This is a genomic window from Nevskia sp. (genome assembly GCF_021732705.1).
In the GTDB taxonomy this organism is placed as follows: Bacteria; Pseudomonadota; Gammaproteobacteria; order Nevskiales; family Nevskiaceae; genus Nevskia.
The window spans coordinates 1-24,728 of the sequence record NZ_JAKFUM010000003.1 but is presented as its reverse complement, the minus strand read 5'-3'; the positions used below and the strand labels follow the sequence as shown (position 1 = coordinate 24,728).

Below are 24,728 nucleotides of genomic sequence, written 5' to 3'. Positions count from 1 at the left end.
CTTGCTGAAGTCACCTGTCGCCCGATGAACGCCTTTCCGCTGATCCGCAATCTCGAAGCCCTGCGTGCGCAGCCGTTCGATGTGCTGGTGATCGGCGGCGGCATCTACGGCGCGTGGACCGCGTTCGACGCCGCGCAGCGCGGCCTGAAGGTGGCGCTGGTCGAGAAGACCGACTGGGGCTCCGGCACGTCGCAGTCGTCCAGCAAGCTGATCCACGGCGGCCTGCGCTATCTGGAGCACTACGAGTTCGCACTGGTGCGCCACGCGCTGGCCGAGCGTCGCGTGCTGTCGAAGGTCGCCCCGCACCTGGTGCGGCCGCTGAACTTCGTGGTGCCGGTGTGGAAGGGCGCCCGCGTCGGCCGCCTGCAGCTGCTGGCCGGGCTGACCCTGTACGACTTCCTCGCCACCGGCAAGCAGCCGGTACCGCGCTTCAAGTCGTTCTCGCGGACCAGGCTGCTGGCCGCCCATCCCTACCTCGAACAGAGCGGGCTGCGCGGCGGCCTGCGCTATGGCGACTGTCAGGAGGACGACGCTCGGATGACCTTGTTCGTGGTCGCCGCGGCGCAGGCGGCCGGGGCCGTCTGCGCCAACGCGGTCGCCGCCGAACGCCTGCTGTTCGACGGCGAGCGCTGCGTCGGCGCGGTGCTGCGCGACACCGAAACCGGCGACACCTTCGAGCGGCGCGCGGGCTGCGTGGTCAACGCCGCCGGTCCGTGGGCACACCGGCTGCCGGGCGCGACGCCGCCGGCGGTCAAGCTGGTCAAGGGCGTGCACTTGGTGCTGCCGGCGATCCCGAATCTGGAAGACGCGTTCCTGCTGACGGCGCCGGAGGACGGCCGCGTGTTCTTCGTCATCCCGTGGAACGACCGGACGCTGGTCGGCACCACCGAATCCTCGGTGCTGGATGTCGCGGAAGCCGTGGTCACGGCCGACGAGACGCGCTACCTGCTCGATGCCGTCAACGCGCTGATGCCGGGCTTGCGCTGGACGCCGGACCACGTCATCGGCCGCTTCGCCGGCGTGCGCACCCTGCAGGCCGAGGACGCGAGCAGCCTGTCCGCCGTCAGCCGCGAGTTCGCCGTGCTGGAACCGCAGCCGGGGCTGATCTGGTCGCTCGGCGGCAAGTACACGACCGCGCGCTGCGATGCGATCGAACTGGTCGACCGGGTGCTGGCCTCGCTCGGTCGGCCGGCGGTGGCGTCACGCACCGAATCGACGCCGCTGCCCGGCGCACCGCACGAGGTCCGCGAGCTCGGCGACTTCACCGGCTGGCAGGTCGAAGCGATCGCGGGGCTCGCGCGCCGCGGCATTCACGCGGCGATCGCCCGCTCGCTGACCTTGCGCCACGGCACCGGCCTCTCGCGGATCGAGGCGCTGATCGACGAAAACCCGGCCTGGGGCCGCCGCCTGCACCCGGAAACGCCGTTTCTCGCGGCCGAAGTGGTGCTCGCGGTGCGCGACGAGATGGCCCGCACCGTGGACGACGTGGTGCGTCGCCGCCTGCCGCTGAGCCTGCTCGTGCGCGACGAGCCGGGCTGGCGCGAAGCCGTGGCCGCGCTGATGACGGCCGCTCAGGCGCCGCCGCACGGCGTCGCCACCGAGCCGACCGCGCCTCAGCCCGGGTAGTCGAACTCCAGCGCTTCCGGCCGCGACGGCCGGCTGCCGGCGCGCACCCACGAGGCGCGGCGGGCATCGGCGCTGAGGAACCAAGTCTGGCGCACGGTGACGCTCCGCGCGCTGCCGAAGGCGCGGCAATCGAGCACGGCAGCGCAGGCGGCGTGTTCCGGATCGCGCACCGAGCGATAGCGGATCAGTCGCAGCTCGGCCTCGCGGGCGGCGCGGGCGAGTTGGCGACAGCCGCGGTAGTCGTCCGGGTCCATCCAGATCGCGGTATCGGCGTCGAACGGTGCGATGCCGAGATCGATGCCGTCGCCGCTGGCGCTGGCGCGGAACACGGTGTGCGCCACGCCGTCGAGTGTCTGCAGGCCGGCACTGTCGGCGACGAAGCGGCAGCGCCAGTAGCCGACTTCGGCACAGGCGGCCTGCACGGTTTCGGCGCCGTACCAGACGCCGCGGTCGCCGGCTTCGCGGAAGCGCGAGCCGTACGGGCTCGGCGGATAGCGGAACGGCGTGAACAGCAGATAGTCGAGCGTGACGCAATCGGCCGGGATCGCCGGCTTGTGCGCTTCGAGCAGCGCTTCGAGCAGTTCCTGCTCGGCGGTGGAGTCGACCAGCGCGCGCGTCGCGACGATGTGCTGGGCCTCCACGGCTCGCCACAAGGCCAGCGTCAGCGGGCGGGACTCAGATTCGAGAGCGCGAGGCGTCCAAGTAATGGAGGACATGGATCAGGCCTTCGACGCTGCCGAGCAGCTTGGCCGGCTCGCCGCCGAGCGCGGTGTTGCCGGAATGCAGCCAGGCGCGCATCGCGTCGAGCTTGCCGCCGGTGATCGCGTCGAGCGAGCGGTACACCCGCACCAGCAGCGCCGCGAGTTCCCAGGGCTTGGAATCCGGCGCCAGCGTCCAGCTGCCGGCAGCGAGGCGCGACGCCGTGGCCGGGCTCAGGCCCAGCGCCCGCGCCAGTTGCGCCTGCGACAGTTCCAGACGCTCGGCGCAGCGAACCACGGCTTTCGACAGCACCGTGGCGGCGTCCGGATTGCCGTCGGCGGCGGCACCCGCCGCGGCGGCCGCGCCAGCTTGGCGACGGCTGGAAAACGGATCCGGGTTTTTCTCACGCATTTCCATGGAAAGAAATCTGCACCAATCTTTCCGATCTTGCAAGTCGGCGGCGGCTCTCGCCGACCTTGGCAGCAGGCCGCCGGACGTCAGGTGAGGCCCGCGATCACGGCGGCGGGCCCTGCTCCGGCGCGATGATCACCTGCTCCGGCGTGCCGAGGAATTTCGGCTCGGTCGACAGCACGTAGATGTCGAGCACCGCCTTGACCCGCGCGAACACCTCGCGCCAGTAGGTGCGGCTGAGAACGCTGATGCTGTCGCTCGGCGCGGCGTAGCCGGCCACCCGGATCTTCAGCTTCTTGGCGATGAACACCGCGCGGTAGGCGTGGTATTCCTGCGTGATCACGGTGACGCGGTCGAGGTTGAAAACGTCCTTCGCCCGGCTGATCGAATCGAAGGTGCGGACGCCGGCGAAATCCATCGTGATCGCCTGCGACGGAATGCCGGCCTTGGTCAGCTCGCGCCACATCTGGCGTGGCTCGTTGTAGGTCGAATCCGGATTGGCGCCGCTGACGATGATCTGCTTGATCTTGCCGAGCTGGTACAGCTGCACGGCCGCTTCGATGCGGCCGTAGAACTGCGGATTCGGCTTGCCGTTCCGCGCGAACGGGCTGGTGCCGAGCACGAGGCCGACCTCGTTGTCCGGCAGCAGCGACCAGTTCGAATAGACGTAGCTCTCGGAATTGTTGACGACCCAGTTGTTGATCAGCGCGACAAGGCCGATCACCAGCACCGCCACCCAGGACAGGGCGCGGCGCAGGCGTCGGCGGGAGGCGCGCCGCAATTTCAAAGCACGAGGCCTGCGAACATGATGCCGAAGCAGACCAGCTGGATCGCCCAGAACGTCGCACGGGCCAGCACCAGCGGCGTGTTGACGCCGATGATGTGCACCGTGCTCTGCGCCAGACGCGCCCACAGCACGTACTTCGCGATCGGATCGGTCACCGTCGCGGCCTGACCCAGCGCCTCGGCCGACAGCACCAGCACCGCGAAGATCGGCAGGTTCTCGAGGCAGTTGGCGTGCGCGTCGGCAATGCGCAGGACGATGCCCGGATCATTCGGATTCTTCGTGCCGCGCGGCCACGACGTGATCTTGGTACCGGTCAGCAGCGCGATGCCGCGCCAGGTGAAGACGGCCAGCACCAGCAGAAAGGTCCAGCCGGCGAACAACAGCAGGGCGTAGGTCGCGTGATGCATGTCAGGGTCTCCCTTTGGGTGATGGTGATCCGCTCCGCAGCGGTGCCGTGACTATAAGCGGCGAGGCGGGACCACCGGAAGAATTGAATTTTCGGTCGAAATCTTCAGGGAGTGGCTGCAGATCAGTGACTCAGGCGCTTGATCGCCTTGTCGAGCCCCTGCAGCGTCAGCGAAAACATGCGGTCTTCGCCGATCAGCTCCTGGGCAGCGGCGATCGATGGCGTGTACGACCAGCGATCCTCGTGCTCCGGATTCAGCCAGACCGTGCGCGGGAAGGCATCGGTCAGGCGCTTGAACCAGACCGCGCCCGCTTCCTCGTTCCAGTGCTCGACACTGCCGCCCGGATAAAGGATTTCGTACGGGCTCATCGTCGCGTCGCCGACGAAGATCAGCTTGTAGTCCGGCGTGTACTTGCGGATCACGTCGAACAGCGGAATGCGCTCGCCGTGCCGGCGGCGGTTGTCCTTCCACACGCTCTCGTAGACGAAATTGTGGAAATAGTAGTACTCGAGGTGCTTGAACTCGGTCTTGCACGCCGAAAACAATTCTTCGCAGACCTTGACGTGCGGGTCCATCGAGCCGCCGACATCGAGAAACAGCAGCACTTTCACCGCGTTGTGGCGTTCCGGCACCATCTTGATGTCGAGCCAGCCGGCATTGCGCGCCGTGGAATCGATGGTGCCGTCGATGTCGAAGACATCCGGCGCGCCCTGGCGCGCGAACTTGCGCAGCTTGCGCAGCGCCACCTTGATGTTGCGGGTGCCGAGCTCGACCTGATCGTCGAGATTCTTGAACTCGCGCTTCTCCCAGACCTTGACCGCGCGCTTCTGGCCACCGCCGCCGTCCGGCCCGCCGATGCGCACGCCTTCCGGGTTGTAGCCGGAATTGCCGAACGGGCTGGTGCCGCCGGTGCCGATCCACTTGTTGCCGCCCTGATGACGCTCCTGCTGCTCTTCCAGCCGCTGGCGCAGCGTTTCCATCAGCTTCTCGAAGCCGCCGAGCGACTGGACCTTGGCCTTCTCCTCGTCCGACAGCAGCTTTTCCATCTCGCGCCGCAGCCATTCGTCCGGAATCTTGCCGCCGAAGGCATCGAACACCGATTCCACGCCCTTGAAGTAGGCCGCGAACGCCCGGTCGTAGCGGTCGTAGTGCGACTCGTCCTTGACCAGCGTCATCCGCGCCAGCAGGTAGAAGTCATCGAGGCTGTAGATCACGACCTTCTGCTTCAGCGCTTCGAGCAGGGTCAGGAATTCGCCAAGCCCGGGCTTCAGGCCGGCGGCGCGCAGGGTCAGGAAGAATCCGAAAAGCATGGGTTCGGGTCGGCAAGATCGGTTCGGGCATTCTAGCGACTGTGCCTGCGAACGATGCCGCCATTCCGCCTGCCGACGCCCGATGATCAAGCCCGACACCCTGCGCGCCGCCGAGGCGCATCTGCGTGCCCGCGATGCCCGCATGGCCCGACTGATCGACACGTACGGCCCGTGCACGCTCGGCCGCACGCGGCGCGACCCGTTCCACGTGCTGTGCAATTCGATCATCAGCCAGCAGTTGTCGGCGAAGGCGGCCGACACCATCCAGGCCCGCGTGGCCGCGGCGACCGGAGCCGGCAAGCGCTTCGAACCGGCCCATTTCACCGCCGCCGAGCATGCGCAGTTGCGCGCCTGCGGGCTGTCGAACGCCAAGGCCACGTGGCTGCGGGCGCTGGCGGACGCCGCCGAAAGCGGCACGCTGGACTTCGCCCGGCTCAAGAAGATGGACGACGAAGCGGCGATCGAAGCGCTCGACGCGCTGCCCGGCATCGGCCGCTGGACCGCGGAAATGTTCCTGATCTTCGCGCTCGACCGGCTCGACATCTTCGCGATGGGCGACGTCGGCCTGCGCAACGGCCTGAACCGCCTGCACCACGGCGGCGAAAAACTCGACGACGACGCCACCCGCGCGATCACCGCGAACTGGGCGCCCTATCGCTCCGTCGGCAGCTGGTACCTGTGGCGCGTGATCGACGGCGACATGGCCGGCTGGGACTGACGCGCGGGGTTCGGGGCCGGCGTCACTTTGCGGCGCTTAGGCCGACCAGAGATTCGCGCCGTACTTGAGGTAGCCGGCAACATTGTTGAAGCGCGCGTCCTGCTCCGCCGGCAGCGGCAGCACCTCGCCCTGAATCAGCGGGGTCAGCTGTGCGGCGAGTGTGGCGCCGCCGCCGCCGGTCAGCACGATGCAGTCGATGTCCCAGTCGTCCGCCCACAGCCGGTTCGCTTCGGCGGCGATGCGCGTGGCCAGCTGGCCGAAGGCCTGGTTCACGAGGCCGGTGATGTCGAACCGCTGGCCGCGAATCTTGATCGTGCCGCGGGTGATGGCGTCATGCAGGCGGTACAGCTCGATCTGCGTGCCGCTCTTCTCGTGCAGCACGTTGGCGATCGCGTGGTACGCCACGCTCATGCCGGAATCGGTGCTCAGCGAGCCGCGTTCGGAGTACTTGGTCTTGTCGGCCACGGCGAAATCCGCGGTGCGGAAGCCGATGTCGATGATGCCGATCTTCTCGGTGACGAAGCGCTGGTGGATCGCCTTGCCCTGCTCGTTCAGCATCAGGTTGAACAGGCTGCCGAACGGCTGCGGAATGACCCGCACCTTCTCGATGTACAGCGTCTTGTCCTCGCGCTCGCCATTGCCGTGGACGACGGTGATCGCGTGGCGGTTCTGCAGCACCGTGGTCAGCGCGTCCTTGTGCTTGCGGAAGAAGCTGATCGGCAGCCCGGTGACCAGGCGGATCGGGTCGCCGTGCTCGGCGAACGGGGCCAGCGCCGCGAGCCCGAGCGTGCGCGCGTACTGCGCGATGAACTGCGTCGGATCGAGCGACGTGCCGCGGCCGCGGCTCTGGGTTTCCGCCAGTTCACCGACATACAGATCCTCGCCGTTGATCACGAAGTGCCGCGGCGAGGCCGCCTGCACCGGCAGCAGCGCTTCGGCGAACTGCACCGGATTGGCTTCGCCGACGATGCTCTTGAACACCTGGGTCTGGCGGCCGTCGGTGGCCTTGGTGTAGCCGAAACCGATGTCGGCGGCGAGGATGCGCATGGGGTTTCCTGTCGAAGAATGACGCGATGTCATTGATTTAATGACGGCTTCGGGCTTTTAGCACGCGCCTTCCGGCAGGGTCAAAAGCGCAGCCGCGCGACACCATGGCGCGGGGCGTGATTGTCACGGAAATGTCATGGACACGGCCGACTATTCCGCGTCTTTCATGCCCACCCGCCCCGTCATGTCGATTCCCCGTCCCCGCGCGCTCGCCGCGCTGTCGCTGCTGGCGCTGGTCGCCGGCGCGTCGTTCGGCGCCCGCGCCGCCGCCATCTACCCGATCGACCGGGCCGAGATGCTCGCCGGCGCGCGCTTCGATTTCCGCGTCGATTTCGCCGGCATCACGCCGCAGAGCGAGGTCACGGTGACGGTCAACGGCGAGCCGTATGACGCGGTACTCGGGGCCCGCGGTCGCTATGTCGGCGAGGAACCGGACAGCACGGATGCCGACAAGAACCAGCCGTTCTCGAACCTGCGCGTGCCCGGCGTCGCCCTGAAGCCCGGCCGCTACGAGGTGAAGGCCACGACCCGCGACGGCGAATCCGCCACCGCGACGTGGACGGTCTATGCCCCGGCCGCGAAGCCGAAAGCGAAGAACGTGATCCTGTTCATCGGCGACGGCATGACGGTGGCCAATCGCACGGCGGCGCGGATCCTGTCCAAGGGCATCGTGCAGGGGAAGTACACCGGGCGGCTGTCGTTCGACGACTTCCCGTACACCGCACTCATCGGCACGTCCAGCGTCGACTCGATCGCCACCGACTCGGCGAACTCGATGAGCGCGTACACCACCGGCCACAAGGGCAGCGTCAATGGCCTGGGCGTCTACGCGTCGAAGTCGATCGATCCGCTCGATCATCCGAAGGTCGAAACCATCGGCGAACTGGTCAAGCGGCTGAGCCGCAAGTCGGTCGGCGTGGTCACCGATGCCGAAGTCGAGGACGCGACACCGGCCGGCATTTTCGTGCACACGCGCCAGCGCCGCGAGTACCTGTCGATCGTCGATCAGTTCCTCGCGTCCGGCGTCGACGTGCTGATGGGCGGCGGCAGCGTCAGTTTCGTGCCGAAATCGACGCCGTTGCGGGTGCCGCTGGCGGCCGCCGATGCCTACAAGCGGCGCTCGGATGAGCGCGACGTGATCGCCGATTTCGCCGCGCGCGGCTACACCACCCCGCGCACCGCCGACGAACTGGCGGCGGCCGCGGCAGCACCCGGCACGCGCCGGCTGCTGGGCCTGTTCCACGAAGGCAATCTCGATGGCGCGCTGGACCGCCACGTGCTGAAGGCCGGCACCGTCGAGCAGTTTCCGCAGCAGCCGGACCTGACCCAGATGACCCGCGACGCGCTGACCGTGCTGTCGCGCAATCCGGACGGCTTCGTGCTGCTGGTCGAGGCCGGCTCGATCGACAAGTTCAGCCACCGGCTCGACGGCGAGCGCAGTGTCTACGACACCGTGCTGCTGTCGAACGCGGTGCAGGTTGCGAAAGACTGGGCGGCGACGCGGAACGACACGCTGATCATCGTCACGCCGGACCACACGCACCCGATGAGCCTGATCGGCGACATCGACGAGAACATCAGCGCCGACGAGGCGCGCGATCAGGTCGGCACCTACGCAAAAGCCAAGTTCCCGACCTATCCGAAGCCGAATGCCGACGGCTATCCGGAGAACGTGCTGGCAACGCGCCATCTCGACATCGTCTACGGCGCGCACCCGGATTTCTACGACACCTACAGCCCGAAGACCGACGGCCCGTTCGAACCCACGGAATGCACGAAGCGCGACCCGAAGGACGCGGCCAAGTGCCTCGTCTACGGCGCCAACCCGAAATACGCCAACCTGCCGCGCGCGCAGCTGCGCGTCGGCAACCTGCCGCACGCGGAAGAGCACGGCGTGCATGCGGTCGATGACGGCGTGCTGTCCGCCACCGGCCCCGGCGCCGAACAGTTCCACGGTTTCATGGAAAACACCGAAGTGTTCAAGGCGATGGTCACGGCACTGGGCCTGGGCGCTCGACCGCCGCGCTGAAGCCAGCGCTCAGATCGAACAGGCCGGCGGCGCCCAGTCGCCGGTGGCCAGCGCGTTCGGTGACGCGCCGTCCGGCTGATCATCGAAACGCAGCGGCAGGCCGGCCGGGCGATGGATGACGCGGGTCGGCGTGAACCGCCACAACCGCTCCGCGCCGGTGAACGTGGCGGTTTCGGGCGAGTCGAGCAGCAGTTCGACCGTGCCGGTCATCTGCAGCAGGTCGCCGCGCGCGAAATCGACGAAGACCAGCCCCGCCCGCGGGTTCAGGCGCAGGTTGCCGAGCGTGTTGAAGAACTGGTTGCCGACGAAGTCCGGCACGGTCAGAACGCCATCGGCACCGACGCGGACGAAGCCGGGCTTGCCGCCGCGGTGCGAGACATCGACCTGCCGCCGGTTCTCCGCGCCCTCGGCGGGCGTGCTGCCGGCATCGACATACGATGCGACGAAGAAGGCATCGGCCCGACCGATGATGGCGCGGGCGCGGTCGTCGAGCGCAGTCAGTGCCGGCTCGGCCGGCGGCGCCGGCTGGCCCGGGTCACGGGTGAATTCAGGCGCTCGCAGCTGGATGTACTTCGGACAGTTGCCGTAGCTCTGCGTGACGGCAATGGCGAAGCGCTCGTCCGCGTGGCGTTGCACGACACCGTTCAGGCGATTGCGCCGCCGCGTGCGCGGATCGATGCCGAGCAGGCCGACGGCGTCGCCGTCGTTCAGGCCGGCATCGGCCGGGTCCGCTGCGTCGCGCGGCACGGCGACCTGCAGGGTCCTGGCGTCGCTCGCCTGCAGGAAGCCCGGGTGGCCCGCACGCAGGGTCGCCCACGGCTGGCCCCTTCCATCCACTGCGCCGAGCACCACGAACGGCAGCAGCGGATAGAACAGCTGGTGCTGCTCGATCAGGTGATCGCGAATCACGCGCGGGCCCACGTCGGCCATGCGCGCGGCAACGCCCACGTGTTCCTGCATCGCGCGCTCGCCGGCGTGCCAGATGCTCGGGGTGGCTGACGGTTCGAGGTTCATCGGCTTGCTCCGGTAACGCGGTGGATGACGACGGGAATGCCGGGATTCAGGCGGCGAGACCGATGGCGGTGCGGCGCGGCGGCACGTAGCCCGGCAGTGCCTCGATCCGCTGCAGCCAGGCGCGCACGCGGGCGTACGGCGCGAGATCGACATTGCCTTCCGGCGCCAGCGCGATGTAGCTGTACAGCGCGACATCGGCGATGGTCGGCGCCGTCCCCGTGATCCATGCACGATCTTCCAGTTCGGCCTCGATCACCGTCAGCACGGTGTGGGCGCGGGCAATCACTTCGGCGGCGTTGAACGCGGCGCCGAACACGGTGACGAGACGCGCCGCGGCCGGACCGTAGGCGATCGGACCGGCGGCCACCGACAGCCAGCGCTGCACGGCGGCGGCCTCGGCCGGCGTTTCCGGCAGCCAGTCGGTGCGGCCGAGCTTCTTGGCGACGTAGACCAGGATCGCGTTGGAATCGGCAATCACCTGATCGCCATCGACGAGCACCGGAATCTGGCCAAAACGATTGAGCTTCAGGAACTCCGGCGACTTGTGCGCCTTGGCGGCGAGATCAACCTCGATCGATTCGACCGGCGCGGCGATCAGCGACAGGAACAGCGTGGCCCGGTGGGCGTGGCCGGACATCGGGTGGACGTAAAGCTTCATGGGAGTCTCCGGATCGTTGAGGCCGGAACGTCTCCGGCGGTTAAGCAAGACTAGGCATCGCGCGCCGCGTGCAGAATCACCGCAGCACGCAACAGTTCATGTCGCGCCGTGATGGCAATGCCGCTGCATGCGATGCCATGTGGCGTCGCGATCAACACCGAGAGGCGCGGCCGGATGCTATGAATGACGCTTCCGACTGCCGCCGATCCCGCCCCCGCATGAAAGCCCTCCGCACGCCCGACGCCCGCTTTGCCGATCTGCCGGATTTCCCGTTCGCGCCGCATTACGTCGAGATCGACGGCCTGCGCCAGCACTACGTCGACGAGGGCCCGCGTGACGCCGCCCCGGTGCTGATGCTGCACGGCGAGCCGACGTGGTCGTACCTGTATCGCAAGATGATTCCGCCGGTGGTGGCTGCGGGCCATCGCGTGGTGGCGCCGGATCTGATCGGCTTCGGCAAGTCCGACAAGCCGGCGTCGATCGACGACTACAGCTACCAGCGCCATGTCGACTGGCTGGTCGCGTTCATCGAACGGCTGGACCTGACCGGCATCACGCTGTTCTGCCAGGACTGGGGGTCGCTGATCGGCCTGCGGATCGCCGCCGAGCATCCGGAACGCTTCGCGCGCATCGTCGTCGGCAACGGCATCCTGCCGACGGCAGAGGCCCCGGTGCCGTTCGCGTTCAAGCTGTGGCGCGCGTTCGCGGTGCATTCGCCGTGGTTCCCGATCGGCAAGATCGTCAACACCGGCTGCCGCGACAAGCTCAGCCCCGCCGAAATCGCCGCCTACGACGCGCCGTTTCCGAGCGACGCCTACAAGGCCGGGACGCGCGCGTTCCCGCGGCTGGTGCCGACCGACCGCGACGATCCGGCCGTGCCGGCGAATCGCGCGGCCTGGGCCAGGCTCGGCCAGTGGCAGAAGCCGTTCCTGTGCGCGTTCGGCGCCGGCGACCCGATCCTCGGCCATGCTGACAAGCCGCTGATCGCCCATGTGCCGGGTGCCAAAGGCCAGCCGCATCAGCGCCTGCGCGGCTCGCACTTCATTCAGGAGGATCAGGGCCCGGCGCTGGCGAAGGCAATCGTCGATCTGATCGCGGCGACGCCGACGGTGTGAAGCGGCGGCCCGCGGCCCGTGGATAATGCCGCCATGACTTCGCTCGACCTGCCCGCCCGCTGGCGCCTGCTGTGGCCGAAACTCGGCGTGGCGGTGCCGCCGCCGGGCCTGTTCGAAACGCTGATGAAGCACTGGCGCGAAAGCCACCGCCGCTATCACACGGTCGAGCATCTGCAGGAATGCCTGAGCCTGTTCGATCAGGTCGAGACGCTGGCCGAGGCTCCGGGCGAGGTCGAGATCGCGCTGTGGTTCCACGATGCGGTCTACGAGATCGGGCCGGACACCAACGAGCTGAAGTCGGCCTATCTGGCCGAACGGGCGATGACCGTGGCCGGCTGCCCGCGCGACGCCATCGGCCGGGTGCGCAACCTGATCCTCGCCACGCGCCATCACGCGCACCCGGAAACCACCGACGAGGCGCTGCTGCTCGACATCGACCTGGCGATCCTCGCCGCACCGGTGGCCCGCTTCGATCGCTACGAAGTCGACATCCGCGAGGAGTACCACGAGATTCCGTGGACCAAATACGTCGCCGGCCGGCGGCAGGTGCTGCGCGGCTTTCTCGAACGGCCGCGGCTGTACTACACCGGCCATTTCCACGAGAAGTTCGATCTGGCCGCCCGCGCCAATCTGAGTCGCGCACTGAAAAAACTGCCGGCCCAGCGCTGGCCGTCAGCATAAGAAGGTGACTTTTCATTCCTTGGCGCACTGCAGCACGCGTGCGTATCCTTCGCTCCGCAATGCGGTTCCTGCGCGTCCGCGCTTCCCGCCACACCGACGCCGACCGCGCCCCGAACGCCGCCTGACCGACCGCTGATCCCGCCGATGCTCCGCCACCATCACCGACTGCACCGAGCCGCGCTGTGGCTGGCGCTGTCGGCGGTCGTGCTGCGCAGCCTGATCCCGATCGGCTTCATGCCGGGCTGGATCGGCGCGGTGCCGGGCAGTCCGAGTTGGCTGGTGATCTGCCCCGCCAGCGAGCTGCAGGCGCTGCTGAAGGAAGCGTCCAACGACCACGCCGGGCATCTTTCGACGGCGCCGAAGATCGCGCTCGCGGCAGCTGCCAGGGTCGTACCCGATGCCGAGCCGGCAGCGGCGCACTGCCCCGGACACGCCAGCGCCGCCGCATCACCGGTGGCGCCGGAGCCGGTCGTGGTCAGCGCGGTCGACGACGTCGCGCCTGCGGGGCATGCCGGCCACGACGCGCATGAAGGCCACGATCCGGCGCAGCACGCCGGCCATCGCATCGCTGCCGAACACCAGAGCTGCCCGTTCGCCGCCGCGGCAACGCCGGCCCTGGCGCTGGCCCCCACCGCCGCGCCGCTGGCTGCCAGCGCAGCGGCGACTCCCGATGTCGTCCGGCTGCCGGTCGCCATCCCCGCGGCACCGCGCCGGCTGCCGCCGGCGCGCGCGCCACCCGCCCGCATCGACGACCGCGCTGTCGCCTGAGCACGCCGTCCCCGTTTCCACGGGGCTGCGCACTCGGGTTCCCGTCGTCGACGCTGGCGTTCCGCGCTGTGGCCTGCTGCCGACAGCGGACCTGATCCCGCCCCGCCTCGCCCCTGCTCGCGCCTGAAGCGCGCTGCGGTGCCGGGGGCTCGCTGGATGCTCCGCTGCCGGTCGGCCTCGCCGGCACTTCGCATCGACTCTCCCGCGTCCGCCCGACATGGCGGACCTTGCCTGCGCATGGGCGCTCCCCGTGTGCAGGCCGTTTTGGAGTGCGTTGCATGTCTGCATCATCCATCCGCCGCGCTGCGGCACTGCTGTTCATCGGCCCGATCGCGACCAGCCTGCCGGCGCTCGCCGTCGATGCCGTCCCCGAAGACAAGGCCGCCACACCGGCCGCGGTCGAAGTGGCGACCGCGCCGGTGACGGTGCTGAACGAGGTCAAGGTACAAGGCGACAAGGGCGGCTCGCTGACCGCGCCGGATGTCGACGCGGCGCGTGACGAGATCAACAAGCGCCCCGGCGGCGTGGTGCTGGTCGGCTCCGAGCAGTTCGAGGATCGCTACGCCGTGTCGTTCAAGGACACCCTGCGCGATGCGCCGGGCGTGTTCGCGCAGGCCCGCTATGGCGAGGAAGTGCGCCTGTCGATCCGCGGCTCCGGCCTCGGCAACAACGCGCACCTTCGCGGCATCTACCTGCTGCAGGACGGCATCCCGGTGTCGCGCGCCGACGGCTTCGGCGATTTTCAGGAAATCGACCCGCTGACCACGCGCTATCTGGAGGTCTACAAGGGCGGCAACGGCCTGCGCTATGGCGGCGCCACGCTGGGCGGGGCGATCAATGCCGTGACGCCGACCGGCCGCACCGCCGACCAGACCTGGCTGGTCCGGCTCGAAGGCGGCAGCTACGACACCTTCCGCCAGAACATCTCGTATGCGCAGGATTACGGTCGCGTCGATGTCTTCGCGGCCGTCACCAATGCCCGCGCCGGCGGTTTCCGCCAGCATCAGCAGACCGACAACCAGCGCATCAACGCCAATGTCGGCTATCGCATCAGCGACGATGTCGAGACCCGCTTCTACGTCGGCTTCAACGAGATCGACCAGGAAATTCCCGGCGCGGTATCGCTGACCAATGCCCTGAACAATCCGCGCGGCGTGCCGCCGACGTCGTTCACCTTCGACATCAAGCGCGATCCGACCACCTTCCGGCTGCTGAACAAGACCAGCGTCCGGCTCGGCGACAGCCAGCTCGATGTCGGTGCCTACTTCTGGGATCGACGGCTGTATCACCCGCTGACCGGCGTCATCGTCGATCAGACCGGCATCTTCTACGGCGCTTTCGCGCAGTGGAACGGCACCGGCACGATCTTCGGGCTTGCCAACGAGGTCACGCTCGGTACCAACGTGCAGCGCCAGGACAACGATGCCCGCGTGTTCCAGAACGTCGGCGGCGGCCGGCGCGGCGCGCGCACGTCCGATGCTGCCGAAGGCGGCACGCTGTTCGATTTCTACGGCGAGGATCGCCTGACCGTGGCCTCCGGCCTGCAGGCCATCGCCGGGCTGCAGGGGCTGGTCTCGACCCGCGACTACGATGACCGCATCAACCCGCGGGAATCGGCCAAGCGGACCTACAAGGCGGTCAACCCGAAGCTGGGTCTGCTGTATTCATTCGACGAGCACACGCAGGTCTTCGGCAATGTCAGCTATTCGTTCGAGGCGCCGAACTACGGCGCGCTGAACCAGACGACACCGGTCGGCGCCAACGGCTTCGTGCCGCTCGACGGCCAGCGCGCGGTGACCGGCGAAATCGGCAGCCGTGGCGAGTGGACCCGGGTGGCGTGGAACATCAGCTACTACTACTCGCTGGTCGACAAGGAACTGCTGCAGCAGGCCACGTCGCCGACCACGGCGATCCAGTTCAATGCCGACGAAACCGTGCATCAGGGTCTGGAAGCGGGTCTGGCGCTGCGCCTGTTCAGCGGCGCCATCAGCGCCGGCGACAAGCTGGTGTTCCAGCAGAACTACGCCTACAACGACCTGACGTTCGACAACGACGCCACCTACGGCCGCAATCGTCTGGCGGGCGCGCCGAAGCACTACTACCAGGCACAGCTGCGCTATGACCATCCCGCCGGCTTCTTCATCGAACCGGGTCTGGAAGCGGCCAACAACATCGTCGTCGACTACGCGAACTCGCAGCGTTCGCCGGGGTACACGATCTGGAACGTGTCGAGCGGCCTGACGCTGCCGCGCGGCTTCTCGCTGTTCTTCGATGCGCGCAACCTGCTCGACCGGCGCTATGTCGGCAGCGTGTCGACCACGACCAACTTCCAGACCGTCGCCAATCGCAACCTGTTCGTGCCGGGTGAAGGCCGCCAGTTCTTCGGCGGCGTGCGCTGGGCGTTCGGGTAAGCGCCGGCCCATGGCCATGCCCGCTTCCGCACGTCGGCTGCACCGCACGCTGGCCTGGACTGCCGCCGTCACGGCGGTGGTCTGGGCCACCAGCGGCGCCTTCCACCCGCTGATCACCGCGATCGGCCCGAAGCCGGTGGCCTTCCAGCCGCCGGCCGCGAGCTTCGAGGCGGCCGCGCTGCCGGCACCGGCCGCGCTGCTGGCCACGGCCGGCATCGGCGACGCCAGCCAGTTGCGCTATCTCGCCGTCGACGGCCAGCCGGTGCTGCAGGTCCAGCCGGCCGGCCGCGGCGAACGGCTCTATCTGGATGCCGCCAGCGGCCAGCCGCTGGCCGATGCCGATCGCCAGCGCGCCATCGCACTGGCCCGCCACTACAGCGGGCTCACCGATCGGGCGGTGGCCGAGACCCGGCTGGTCGAGCACTTCGAGCGCGACTATCCGTGGATCAACCGGCTGCTGCCGGTCTGGGCCGTGCGCTTCGACGGCGACGATGCGGTGACCGTGTTCGTCGATACCGGCAGCGACCGGCTCGGCACGATGAGCGATGCCAGCAAGCGCCGCTGGCAGGGCCTGTTCCAGACCCTGCACACCTTGAGCTTCATCGATGTGCCGTACCTGCGGGCGATCGCGATCACGGCGCTGGTCGGCACGCTGTTCGTCACCGCCGGCTTCGGCGCGCGCCTGCTGCTGACCCGTGGTGGCCGGCAGCCGGCGCGGCGCTGGCATCGGCGGGTGGCCTGGATCGCCGTGCTGCCGGCGCTGCTGTTCCCGGCCACGGGCCTGTTCAAGCTGCTGGTCGGCCAGCTGCCGACGTCGCCGCTGCCGACACCGCCGGGCATCGCCACCTCGACGCTGACCGCGCTGCCGTTCACCGCGGCCGATGGCGACATTCGCGAAGCGGTGGCCGTGCCAGTGATCGGCGGCGCGCCGGTCTGGCGCGTGGTCGCGCCGCGTGGCGAGGTGCTGAACCTGTGGCTGACCGAGGCCGACGGCAGCGCCATCGCCGGCGACGACGAGCTGCTGGCCCGCCGGATTGCCAGCGGCGCGCTCGGAACGCCGGTGACCGCGCCTCTGGCGCTGATCAGCGCCTTCGATCGCGACTACGGCTTTGCCAACAAGCGGCTGCCGGTCTGGCGTGCGAGCGCCGATGACGGCAGCGGCTGGTACTTCGACACCCGCAGCGGGGTTGTCGCGGCCAAGGTTGGCGGGCCGGACGGCGCGCTGGCCCAGAGCCAGGCCACGCTGTTCAACCTGCTGCACAAGGGCCACGTCCTCGATCCGCTCGGCGTCACCGCCAACCAGCGCAACGTCGTGATGAGCGCGCTCGCGGCCACGGTGGTGCTCACCGCCCTGTTCGGCGTGGCGCTGCGCCGCCGCGTCCGCCGCAACCCGGAGATCGCGTCATGAATCCGATCCTGCGCAGGCGCCTGCTGACGCTGGCGCTGCTCAATGCCCTGCCGCTGGCCGCACTCGCCGACGACCGGGAACCGGCCACGGTGCCGGCCGCGCCGTCGGCGCTGACCATCACCGAAGTCTGGAGCCGCCCGACCGCGCCCGGGGCCAGCACCGGCGCCGGCTTCCTGCGCATCCGCAATCCGGGCCCGGAGGACGAGCGGCTGCTCGGCGCGGTCAGCGCCCGCGCCGGCCGGGTCGAACTGCATCAGCAGGTCCAAGCCGATGGCGTCGCCGGCATGCGGCCGCTGGCCGACGGGCTGGTGATTCCGGCCGGCGGCGAGGTTCGACTGTCCCCGTCCGGCACCCACCTGATGCTGCTTGATCTGCAGGCCCCGCTGACGGCCGGCGAACGCGTGCCGATGACCTTGCGCTTCGCCCGCAGCGGCGAAGTGCCGGTGGCGCTGCGCGTGGAATCCGCCGCGCCGGAAACTCCACGCCGTGCGGCCAAGCCGCCGGCGTCGACCCCCTCACCGGCACCGGCGGCGGACGCGCATGCACACCACTGAGCCCGCACCAGACGATCCGCTCCGACTCGAGCGGAATGGATGACCGCGGCCGCTCGCGTGCCGATGGGCACGAACCCGCCCCGTCGCGTGATCCCGCAGCAACGGTGGCGGGTGCCGGGCGGTTTCCACAATCTTGAAGGAGCACCCTGATGTCTTCCACCGCTGCCGAGCATCACGACCATCCGGCCGCTCGCGCGCCGCGCCGGCTGTACCGCACCGTCTGGCGCTGGCATTTCTACGCCGGGCTGCTGTGCCTGCCGTTCGTGCTGTGGCTGGCGGCCACCGGTTCGATCTACCTGTTCAAGCCGCAGATCGAGGCCTGGATCGACCGCGAGCACGACCACCTGCGGTTCGATGCCCCGCTGGCATCGCCTTCGGCGCAGGTGCAGGCCGCGCTCGCCGTCGTGCCGGGTGCCACGTTCAGCGCCTACGAGTTGCCGGCCACGCCACATTCCGCGGCCCGGGTGCTGGTGCGCAGCGGCAGCGACACGATCCGCGTCTATGTCGACCCGCAGCGGCTGACGGTGCGGAAGACGGTGGCCGAGGACGACCGTCTGATGACCGTGATCTCGAAACTGCACGGCCAGCTGCTGATCGGCGACATCGGCAGCTACCTCGTCGAACTGGCGGCGTCGTGGGCGATCGTGATGATCATCACCGGGCTGTATCTGTGGTGGCCGCGCGAGGCTTCCGGCATTCGCGGCGTGCTGCTGCCGCGCTTCGATCGCCGTGGCCGGCCGCTGTGGAAGGATCTGCATGCGGTGATCGGCTTCTGGGTTTCCGCGTTCGCGCTGTTCCTGCTGATCTCCGGCCTGCCGTGGACTCAGTTCTGGGGCTCGAGCCTGAAGGCCGTGCGCCAGTACGCGAGCGCCACCGAAGTGCGGCAGGACTGGTCCACCGGTGCCGCGAAGACGCCGGCTGCCGACGAGCACGCAGGCCATGCCGGACATGGCGTGGCCGCAGCGGCCAGCGACGCGCTGGATGGCGATGCCCTGAACCGCGCCGTCGCCACCGTCGCCCCGCTGGCGCTGCCGCCGCCGGTGCTGGTGGCACCACCGAGCCGCAAGACGCCGCAATGGACCGCGAAATCGGACACCCAGAACCGGCCGAAGCGGGTCAACCTGACCTTGGATGGCGCGACCGGCGCCGTGCTCAAGCGCGAGGACTTCCGCGACCGCAAGCTGCTCGACCGGATCATCGGCACCGGTGTCGCCGCGCATGAAGGCCAGCTGTTCGGCTGGGTCAATCAGGCGCTCGGCGCATTCACCGCGCTGAGCCTGATCGGCCTGACCCTCAGCGGCCTCGTGATGTGGCTGAAGCGCCGCCCCGCGGCCGTGCTCGGCGCGCCGCTGGCGCTGCCGGAGACGCGCGTGCCGCGGCCGATGATCGGCCTCGCCGTGGTGCTCGGCGTGCTGCTGCCGATGTTCGGCCTGTCGCTGATCGCGGTGCTCGTGATCGAGCGCGCGCTGCTGCGGCGGATTGCTCCGGCCCGCAGCTTCCTCGGGCTGGCCCCGGCCTGACCGACACGGAATCGTCTGCTGCCCGCCTGCTGATCATGCAAGCCCCGCGCGGTCACTTGCCGTCGGGGCGCGGTGCTGCGCCTGCGGGTCGGCAAGCGCCGCCCGCCCGGCCTGTCCGGCGCGGTGCCGGGCGAGTTCCGGATCGCCGGATCAGCACCACGCACGGGCTGGCAACCCTCGACGCGTCGCGGCTGCTCCGTGCCGTGGAACGCGGACCGCCACCGATGCCTGGCGGGGGATCGGGATCGACGCCGCCGCCGATCGTCCCGACATCGCTCAGCCGTGCATCGGCAGCCGCGCGGCGGCAATTGTCAGATCGTGCGGGCAGTGCCGATGGCGTTGTTGCAGGCGTCGAAGCAGGCCTTGCAGATCGGGTGCGTCTCGACATGCGGGCGGCAGCTTTCCATGCAGGCTTCCATCACCGGGATCGTCTGCTGGGCGAGGCTCGGCGCGAATTGCGACTCCAGCCGCGCCAGCCGCGCGACCGCCGTGCAGGTGGTATCGCAGGCCAGCGACGACCTCAGACACTCGGCCAGACTCTTGTCGCCGGTGGCGAGAATGGTCTGGCAATGGCCCACGCACTCGGCCGCGAGACCGGCGCAGATGCCAAAGCTGCTGGCCAGCGCGGCATAGCGGCCGCTGCCCGGCTGATGGGCACCGTGATCGACTGCAGCATGGCCTTGGTGCCCGGCATGGCCGGCGTGCGGATCGGCGGCGGCAGCCGGCTTGGCCGACTTGGCCTTGCTGGCGGCGGGCGCGTTTTCGCTGCGCGCGACATTGCGCGGATCATCGGCCTGCGCCAAGCTTGCGGCCGCGCCGAGCGCCGCCGCGCCGGCCATCGTGTTCATGAATTGTCTGCGGTTCATCGAAACTCTCCCGTGATCCTGTCGACGTACGGCAACGTCCTGCAGCGCCTGAATGGCACTCCCGCCATTGTAGGGTCGGCGTCGCGCACCCGGATCATCGGATCGACGTTTTTCGTCCCGAATTCAGATGCTTGCAGCATCCTGCCGAGCCTTTTCATAACCCTGCGACATGACGCTGGGGCCAGTGCCGCTGGAACGGCTCTATCAACCCGCCGCGACCTGACCGGTTGCGCCGCCGTGCTGGGTTTCCGCGCGTGATCCGGCGCTGGCCAAGGGCCGCACTCTGGCTGGCGCTGTTCGCCGTCGTCGGCCAGTTGCTCGGGCCGATGCTGCATGGCGTGAACGTGCAGGCCGGTGCCGCCGGCCGCATGGACGCCGCGTTCTGCGGTACCGGCCGGGCCACGGCCGTGCTGCAGAAACAGCTGGTCGCCGTGCTGCCTGCGGCCGTCGTCAGCCGACTGGGGACGATGCCGGTCACCGGCCTGCCGCCGTGTCAGGACTGTCTGGGCTTCACGCCAGTGGCGGCCCTGCCCGATGCCGTCGCGATCCGGTCCCACGCACGGGCTGCACGTGTGCGAGCGATCGTCAGCGCGGTCGCGTTCCCGACGGCCGTCAGCGACCGGCTGCCGCCATCGACGGGTCCCCCGCAGCACGCCTGAAAGCCGACAAGTCGCCCACGCCGCGTGGCTGAACGCCGCGCCGGGCTTCCCCCTCGATCGCTGCGCGATCCGCTGGCCGCCGAGCCGCCGGGTCGCGAACCAGGAGTGTCCTGATGAATCCCTGTTTCGAACTGCGCCGGAACCCGTTCCGCGCGCCCGTGGTGCTGTGGTGTCTGGGCTGGGCCAATCTGCTGCTCAGCGCCGTCCTGATCGCCGCGATGGTCGGCGGTGCGTTTCCGGGCGCCACACCATGAAGACCATCTACGAGTTCTGCATCCCGCGGCTGCGTGATGACCGCGAGTGGCAGCGTCTGCGCGGCCTGCTCGACATGCGCACCGGGGCGGGCGCTGAACCACGTCGATCTGTCGCAGCGGATCGTGCGCGTGGTCGGCCCCAGCGGGCGTGACCGGCAATTGCGCGAGCTGCTGAATGGCATCGGCTACGCGCCACTGCCCGAAGACCCGTCGGTGGGCTGCCAGCATCGGCGCGCCCCGAACCGCTATCCGCAAGTGCGGAGTCGCTACGCGGGCGCTGCGGCCAGCGCCTGATCGCACTCGCACTCGCACTTGCGCGGACGCAAGCGGCGATAATCGTGATCCGGTCGGCGGGTACCCCATGCCCGCCGACCGCTCACGTGCCGCCCGATCGCGGCGCGTTTTTCGAACCGGAGATCGCGTTGCCGAACGACACCCGCATACCGATGGTCCTGCTGACCGGCTTCCTCGGCGCCGGCAAGACCACCTTGCTGAACGCCCTGCTCCGTCGCCCGGAGATGAGCGGCACGGCCGTCGTCATCAATGAATATGGCGCCGTCGGCCTCGATCATCATCTGGTGCAGCAGGCCGAGCCGGACGAGATCGAGTTGATCGAAGGCGGCTGCATGTGCTGCACCACCCGTGGCCGGCTGGCCGAATCGCTGATGACCCTGTTCACCAAGGCGCAGCGCAAGCAGATTCCAAGCCTGCGCCGCGTGATCATCGAAACCACCGGCCTTGCCGAGCCGGGGCCGATCCTGAACCAGCTGCTGCGTGCGCCGCAGCTGGCCGAGCGCTTCGTGCTCGATTCGGTGGTGACGCTGGTCGATGCGGCAAACGCGGCGACCACGGTCGAGGAAATCGACATCGCGCAGAAGCAGATCGTGGGTGCCGACGCACTGCTGATCACCAAGCGCGATCTGGTTGACGACGCCGCGATCGACGCGCTGCGCGCCAAGCTGCTGACGATGAACCCGGATGCCGACATCCACGTGCCCGAGAAAGGCACCGCCGAACCGGGCTGGCTGTTCACCGATGGCCGCCGTCGGCCCGAATCTGCCGCGTTCACGCTCAGCTCGCTGGTGCTGAATGCCGATGCCATTCGCCTGGCGCCGGTCGCGGCCGACGCCGCCGACCAGGCCGATCCTTGGGGCGACGGCCCGAACTGGGACGACATCCAGACCTTCAGCCTGATCCTCGACGAGCCGGTCCCGGCCTGGAAGCTGTTCGGCTGGCTCGATTTCCTGCGCTCGCTGGCCGGCGCCGATCTGCTGCGCTTCAAGGGCATCATCAACCTCGAAGGGCGCGATCAACCGACCGTCGTCCACAGCGTGCAGAACGTGCTGCACCCGTCCGAAGAGCTTGCCGCTTGGCCGAGCGACGACCATCGCACGCGGCTGGTGTTCATCACCCGCGGCTGGGGTCAGGAAACCGTGCGCAACACCTTGGCCTATCTGCGTGACACGCCAGCGGACATCGACGCTGCTCAGCTCGATGACGCCATCGCCCGCGACCAACCCGCACCGAACGCCTGATCCTCCATTTCCATTGTGGCCACGCGGCCGCAACCCCACATTCCCGACTCGATGACCACGCCGATGACTCCTCTGATGACGAAGTGCCTTGCCGCGCCGGCCACCGTGCTGCTGCTGACGCTGGCCGCCTGCAAACCGACGCAACCACCGGCACCGCCGGCCGAGCCCGCCGTCGCCGAGCCGGCAGCGCCGGTCGCCGTCTACAAGATCGGCGCGCTGACGATCAGCGAAGCCCGAACCCGCGAAACACCGCCGCACGGCACCACGACGGCCGGCTTCCTGACCATCCGCAACGACGGCAGCGAGCCGGATCGTCTGCTCGGCGCGTCCGCCACCGCGGCAGCTGCGAGTGTCGAGCTTCATGAGATGTCGTCCACGGCGGATGGCGTGATGCAGATGCGCGCGCTGCCGGACGGGCTCACGATCGCCCCCGGAAGTGAAGTGGCGCTGGCGCCGGGCGGCGTTCACCTGATGCTGATCGGCCTGAACCAGACGCTCGTCGCCGGGCAGACGCTGCCCGTCGAACTCAGCTTCGAAAAGGCCGGCAAACTCACCGTGCCACTGGCCATCAAGGCATTCGCGCCGCTGTAACCGGAAACCGGAAACCGAGGACGGGAACGGCGGCGGCAGGCCGGACAGCACGGTTGCGGCTGCGGCTGCGGCTGCGGGTGTGCCCCCCTCCATGGTCGGAGCGTGATGCAACCGTCACGGCGCAGGCCGATGCCTAGACTCCACTCCCCTCTGAGTTATTCGGAAGGCTTCCGGAATCTCGTCCCGAACGTCGCCTCGCGTCCTCGCGGCAGGACGCTTCGCGACAAGACTCCGTGTTGTTGATCGACTTGGCAGCAGACATAGGCGCCCGATTGCCGGGCGCTAGGCCCAGGCGCCGCAGACCTCAACGCAGGAGCCGATCCAGCGGACTGCGCACGCCATGACCACCGCGATTCAGCACATGCGTATAGATCATCGTGGTGCTGACATCCGCATGACCCAGCAGCTCCTGCACCGTGCGGATGTCGTGGCCAGCTTCCAACAGATGCGTGGCAAATGAATGCCGCAAGGTGTGCGGCGATACCGGCTTCGCGATACCAGCCGCTGCCGCCGTCATCTTCACCCGCCGCTGAATCAGACGCTCGTCCACATGGTGGCGGCGGACGGCGCCTGATCGTGGATCCTTCGAGAAACGAGGCGCCACGAACAGGAACTGCCAACCCCACTCCCTCGACGCGTTTGGATATTTCACCGACAACGCATCGGGCAGCCAGACATCAACGCGACCCTGCGCCCGGTCTGACTCGAAAACCTGCTTCCTTTCCGCCAGTCTCGCCTTGAGCGGTTCGATCAAGGCATCCGGACACATCGTCACCCGATCCTTGCCGCCCTTGCCATCCCGGATCACGATTTCCCGTCTCGACAGATCAAGATCCTTCACCCGCAAGCGCAAGGCCTCCAGCAACCGCATGCCGGTTCCGTACAGCAACCGCACGACGAGACCTTCCACAGGGTCACCGTCCAGCGCGGACATCAGCCGGATGGTTTCATCCACCGTCAACACTGACGGCAGACGTTGAGGTCGCTTGGCCCGAACCACCTCCGTCATCCACGGCAAATCCAGTTCCAGAACCGCCTTGTACAGAAACAGGATTGCCGCCAATGCCTGATTCTGCGTACTGGCCGACACATTGCGATCGACTGCCAGGCTGCTCAGGAAGGCGGACACCTCAGCCGGTCCCAATTCTTGCGGATGACGCTTGCCGTGGAACAGAATGAATCGCCTGATCCAGTTCACATAAGCTGTTTCAGTCCTGAGGCTATAGTGACGCACGCGAATCTGCTCACGAACCCGCCGCAACAACCGCGGCGGCTGTGGCGAAGCGAGAGACAGAACTGCAGTAGCGGGAGGAACGGAATCCGATGAAGTCTTCGCCGAATCAGCCATGGTGCATTCCTTTGCACGAAACTCAAATGAGTCAGCGACTTGTAACGGAATTCGTACTTGCGAGCCGTGCGCAGCGTCACGGATTATCCGACAGCTTGACGGATAACCCACGCTTCGGGGTGTTATCCGACAGAATGACGGCTAACTCTGCCAGGACGGTGTTATCCGACAAATTTGTAGCTAATTGGCGTTAGCCATGAAAAGCTTTAGCCGCCGCCTTCTTCTAGCTCTGCAAGTTCCAGCAATTATCTCGCTGAGCTGTATGACTGTACTTTTTTCGTATCATCTGCCCGCCAGATCGCCATACACTCT

The 24,728-nt window shown here is 68.3% G+C and carries 25 protein-coding genes; 15 read left to right on the top strand and 10 right to left on the bottom strand.

The features are described from left to right. Positions 1 to 24: 24 nt before the first annotated feature. The gene (locus QZ951_RS02495; RefSeq protein WP_292998211.1) at positions 25 to 1,626 is read left to right on the top strand and encodes a glycerol-3-phosphate dehydrogenase/oxidase; all 1,602 of its coding nucleotides are present in this window, start codon (positions 25 to 27) and stop codon (positions 1,624 to 1,626) included. On the opposite strand, the gene QZ951_RS02490 is transcribed toward QZ951_RS02495, so the two are convergent. The 5 genes from QZ951_RS02490 to QZ951_RS02470 all read right to left on the bottom strand — a co-directional run bounded on the left by QZ951_RS02490 (position 1,614) and on the right by QZ951_RS02470 (position 5,240). Next, positions 1,614 to 2,279, bottom strand: a complete 666-nt coding sequence (locus QZ951_RS02490) for an RES family NAD+ phosphorylase (protein WP_292998209.1) — start codon at positions 2,277 to 2,279, stop codon at positions 1,614 to 1,616. The genes QZ951_RS02495 and QZ951_RS02490 overlap by 13 nt on opposite strands. A gap of 22 nt (positions 2,280 to 2,301) precedes the next feature. Beyond that, positions 2,302 to 2,742 (bottom strand): XRE family transcriptional regulator, encoded by a 441-nt coding sequence (locus QZ951_RS02485; RefSeq protein WP_292998207.1) that lies wholly within the window; start codon positions 2,740 to 2,742, stop codon positions 2,302 to 2,304. Positions 2,743 to 2,839: 97 nt separating this feature from the next. Further along, positions 2,840 to 3,517 (bottom strand): ElyC/SanA/YdcF family protein, encoded by a 678-nt coding sequence (locus QZ951_RS02480; RefSeq protein ID WP_292998205.1) that lies wholly within the window; start codon positions 3,515 to 3,517, stop codon positions 2,840 to 2,842. A 2-nt stretch (positions 3,518 to 3,519) separates the two neighbouring features. Continuing rightward, on the bottom strand, positions 3,520 to 3,930 hold the full coding sequence (locus tag QZ951_RS02475) for an MAPEG family protein (protein WP_292998203.1): 411 nt from the start codon (positions 3,928 to 3,930) through the stop codon (positions 3,520 to 3,522). A gap of 122 nt (positions 3,931 to 4,052) precedes the next feature. Continuing rightward, positions 4,053 to 5,240: a VWA domain-containing protein gene (locus QZ951_RS02470; protein ID WP_292998201.1), complete on the bottom strand. Its 1,188-nt coding sequence runs from the start codon at positions 5,238 to 5,240 to the stop codon at positions 4,053 to 4,055. Between the two features lie 82 nt (positions 5,241 to 5,322). On the opposite strand from QZ951_RS02470, the gene QZ951_RS02465 reads away from it, so the two are divergent. Further along, on the top strand, positions 5,323 to 5,958 hold the full coding sequence (locus tag QZ951_RS02465; RefSeq protein ID WP_292998199.1) for a DNA-3-methyladenine glycosylase 2 family protein: 636 nt from the start codon (positions 5,323 to 5,325) through the stop codon (positions 5,956 to 5,958). A gap of 36 nt (positions 5,959 to 5,994) precedes the next feature. On the opposite strand, the gene QZ951_RS02460 is transcribed toward QZ951_RS02465, so the two are convergent. Beyond that, a complete protein-coding gene (locus QZ951_RS02460; protein ID WP_292998197.1) occupies positions 5,995 to 7,005 on the bottom strand; it encodes a ParM/StbA family protein in 1,011 nt (336 codons plus the stop codon). 184 nt (positions 7,006 to 7,189) lie between these two features. Between QZ951_RS02460 and QZ951_RS02455 the strand changes: the two genes are divergently transcribed. Beyond that, positions 7,190 to 9,034 carry an alkaline phosphatase gene (locus QZ951_RS02455; RefSeq protein WP_292998195.1) on the top strand — a complete coding sequence of 615 codons (1,845 nt, stop codon included), beginning with the start codon at positions 7,190 to 7,192 and terminating at the stop codon, positions 9,032 to 9,034. A gap of 9 nt (positions 9,035 to 9,043) precedes the next feature. On the opposite strand, the gene QZ951_RS02450 is transcribed toward QZ951_RS02455, so the two are convergent. Next, positions 9,044 to 10,048: a pyridoxamine 5'-phosphate oxidase family protein gene (locus QZ951_RS02450; protein WP_292998193.1), complete on the bottom strand. Its 1,005-nt coding sequence runs from the start codon at positions 10,046 to 10,048 to the stop codon at positions 9,044 to 9,046. 46 nt (positions 10,049 to 10,094) lie between these two features. Continuing rightward, on the bottom strand, positions 10,095 to 10,706 hold the full coding sequence (locus QZ951_RS02445; RefSeq protein ID WP_292998191.1) for a glutathione S-transferase family protein: 612 nt from the start codon (positions 10,704 to 10,706) through the stop codon (positions 10,095 to 10,097). 218 nt (positions 10,707 to 10,924) lie between these two features. Here QZ951_RS02445 and QZ951_RS02440 point away from each other — a divergent pair, with 218 nt between their 5' ends. The 7 genes from QZ951_RS02440 (at position 10,925) to QZ951_RS02410 (ending at position 19,163) form a co-directional block, all read left to right on the top strand. Next, positions 10,925 to 11,821 carry a haloalkane dehalogenase gene (locus QZ951_RS02440; protein ID WP_292998189.1) on the top strand — a complete coding sequence of 299 codons (897 nt, stop codon included), beginning with the start codon at positions 10,925 to 10,927 and terminating at the stop codon, positions 11,819 to 11,821. Between the two features lie 33 nt (positions 11,822 to 11,854). Next, the gene (locus QZ951_RS02435; RefSeq protein WP_292998187.1) at positions 11,855 to 12,502 is read left to right on the top strand and encodes a metal-dependent hydrolase; all 648 of its coding nucleotides are present in this window, start codon (positions 11,855 to 11,857) and stop codon (positions 12,500 to 12,502) included. Between the two features lie 144 nt (positions 12,503 to 12,646). Further along, positions 12,647 to 13,270: a hypothetical protein gene (locus tag QZ951_RS02430; RefSeq protein WP_292998185.1), complete on the top strand. Its 624-nt coding sequence runs from the start codon at positions 12,647 to 12,649 to the stop codon at positions 13,268 to 13,270. Positions 13,271 to 13,548: 278 nt separating this feature from the next. Further along, positions 13,549 to 15,681 (top strand): TonB-dependent receptor, encoded by a 2,133-nt coding sequence (locus QZ951_RS02425; RefSeq protein WP_292998183.1) that lies wholly within the window; start codon positions 13,549 to 13,551, stop codon positions 15,679 to 15,681. A 16-nt stretch (positions 15,682 to 15,697) separates the two neighbouring features. Further along, positions 15,698 to 17,089, top strand: a complete 1,392-nt coding sequence (locus tag QZ951_RS02420) for a hypothetical protein (protein WP_292998181.1) — start codon at positions 15,698 to 15,700, stop codon at positions 17,087 to 17,089. After that, the gene (locus QZ951_RS02415; RefSeq protein ID WP_292998179.1) at positions 17,086 to 17,643 is read left to right on the top strand and encodes a copper chaperone PCu(A)C; all 558 of its coding nucleotides are present in this window, start codon (positions 17,086 to 17,088) and stop codon (positions 17,641 to 17,643) included. Before QZ951_RS02420 ends, QZ951_RS02415 begins: the two co-directional genes overlap by 4 nt. 149 nt (positions 17,644 to 17,792) lie before the next feature. After that, positions 17,793 to 19,163, top strand: a complete 1,371-nt coding sequence (locus QZ951_RS02410; RefSeq protein WP_292998177.1) for a PepSY domain-containing protein — start codon at positions 17,793 to 17,795, stop codon at positions 19,161 to 19,163. A 311-nt stretch (positions 19,164 to 19,474) separates the two neighbouring features. Here QZ951_RS02410 and QZ951_RS02405 read toward each other — a convergent pair whose 3' ends face one another. Continuing rightward, on the bottom strand, positions 19,475 to 20,029 hold the full coding sequence (locus QZ951_RS02405; RefSeq protein ID WP_292998175.1) for a hypothetical protein: 555 nt from the start codon (positions 20,027 to 20,029) through the stop codon (positions 19,475 to 19,477). A 227-nt stretch (positions 20,030 to 20,256) separates the two neighbouring features. Here QZ951_RS02405 and QZ951_RS02400 point away from each other — a divergent pair, with 227 nt between their 5' ends. From QZ951_RS02400 to QZ951_RS02380, 5 genes are all read left to right on the top strand, one after another. Continuing rightward, positions 20,257 to 20,688 carry a hypothetical protein gene (locus QZ951_RS02400; protein WP_292998173.1) on the top strand — a complete coding sequence of 144 codons (432 nt, stop codon included), beginning with the start codon at positions 20,257 to 20,259 and terminating at the stop codon, positions 20,686 to 20,688. A 113-nt stretch (positions 20,689 to 20,801) separates the two neighbouring features. Continuing rightward, positions 20,802 to 20,942 (top strand): hypothetical protein, encoded by a 141-nt coding sequence (locus QZ951_RS02395; protein ID WP_292998171.1) that lies wholly within the window; start codon positions 20,802 to 20,804, stop codon positions 20,940 to 20,942. A gap of 36 nt (positions 20,943 to 20,978) precedes the next feature. Continuing rightward, positions 20,979 to 21,236, top strand: a complete 258-nt coding sequence (locus tag QZ951_RS02390; protein ID WP_292998169.1) for a hypothetical protein — start codon at positions 20,979 to 20,981, stop codon at positions 21,234 to 21,236. 128 nt (positions 21,237 to 21,364) lie between these two features. Continuing rightward, positions 21,365 to 22,477: a GTP-binding protein gene (locus QZ951_RS02385; RefSeq protein ID WP_292998167.1), complete on the top strand. Its 1,113-nt coding sequence runs from the start codon at positions 21,365 to 21,367 to the stop codon at positions 22,475 to 22,477. Between the two features lie 75 nt (positions 22,478 to 22,552). Next, positions 22,553 to 23,068: a copper chaperone PCu(A)C gene (locus QZ951_RS02380; RefSeq protein WP_292998165.1), complete on the top strand. Its 516-nt coding sequence runs from the start codon at positions 22,553 to 22,555 to the stop codon at positions 23,066 to 23,068. A 304-nt stretch (positions 23,069 to 23,372) separates the two neighbouring features. Here QZ951_RS02380 and QZ951_RS02375 read toward each other — a convergent pair whose 3' ends face one another. Continuing rightward, positions 23,373 to 24,416, bottom strand: coding sequence for an integron integrase (locus tag QZ951_RS02375; protein ID WP_292998163.1), 1,044 nt, complete (start codon positions 24,414 to 24,416; stop codon positions 23,373 to 23,375). Positions 24,417 to 24,728 lie beyond the last annotated feature (312 nt).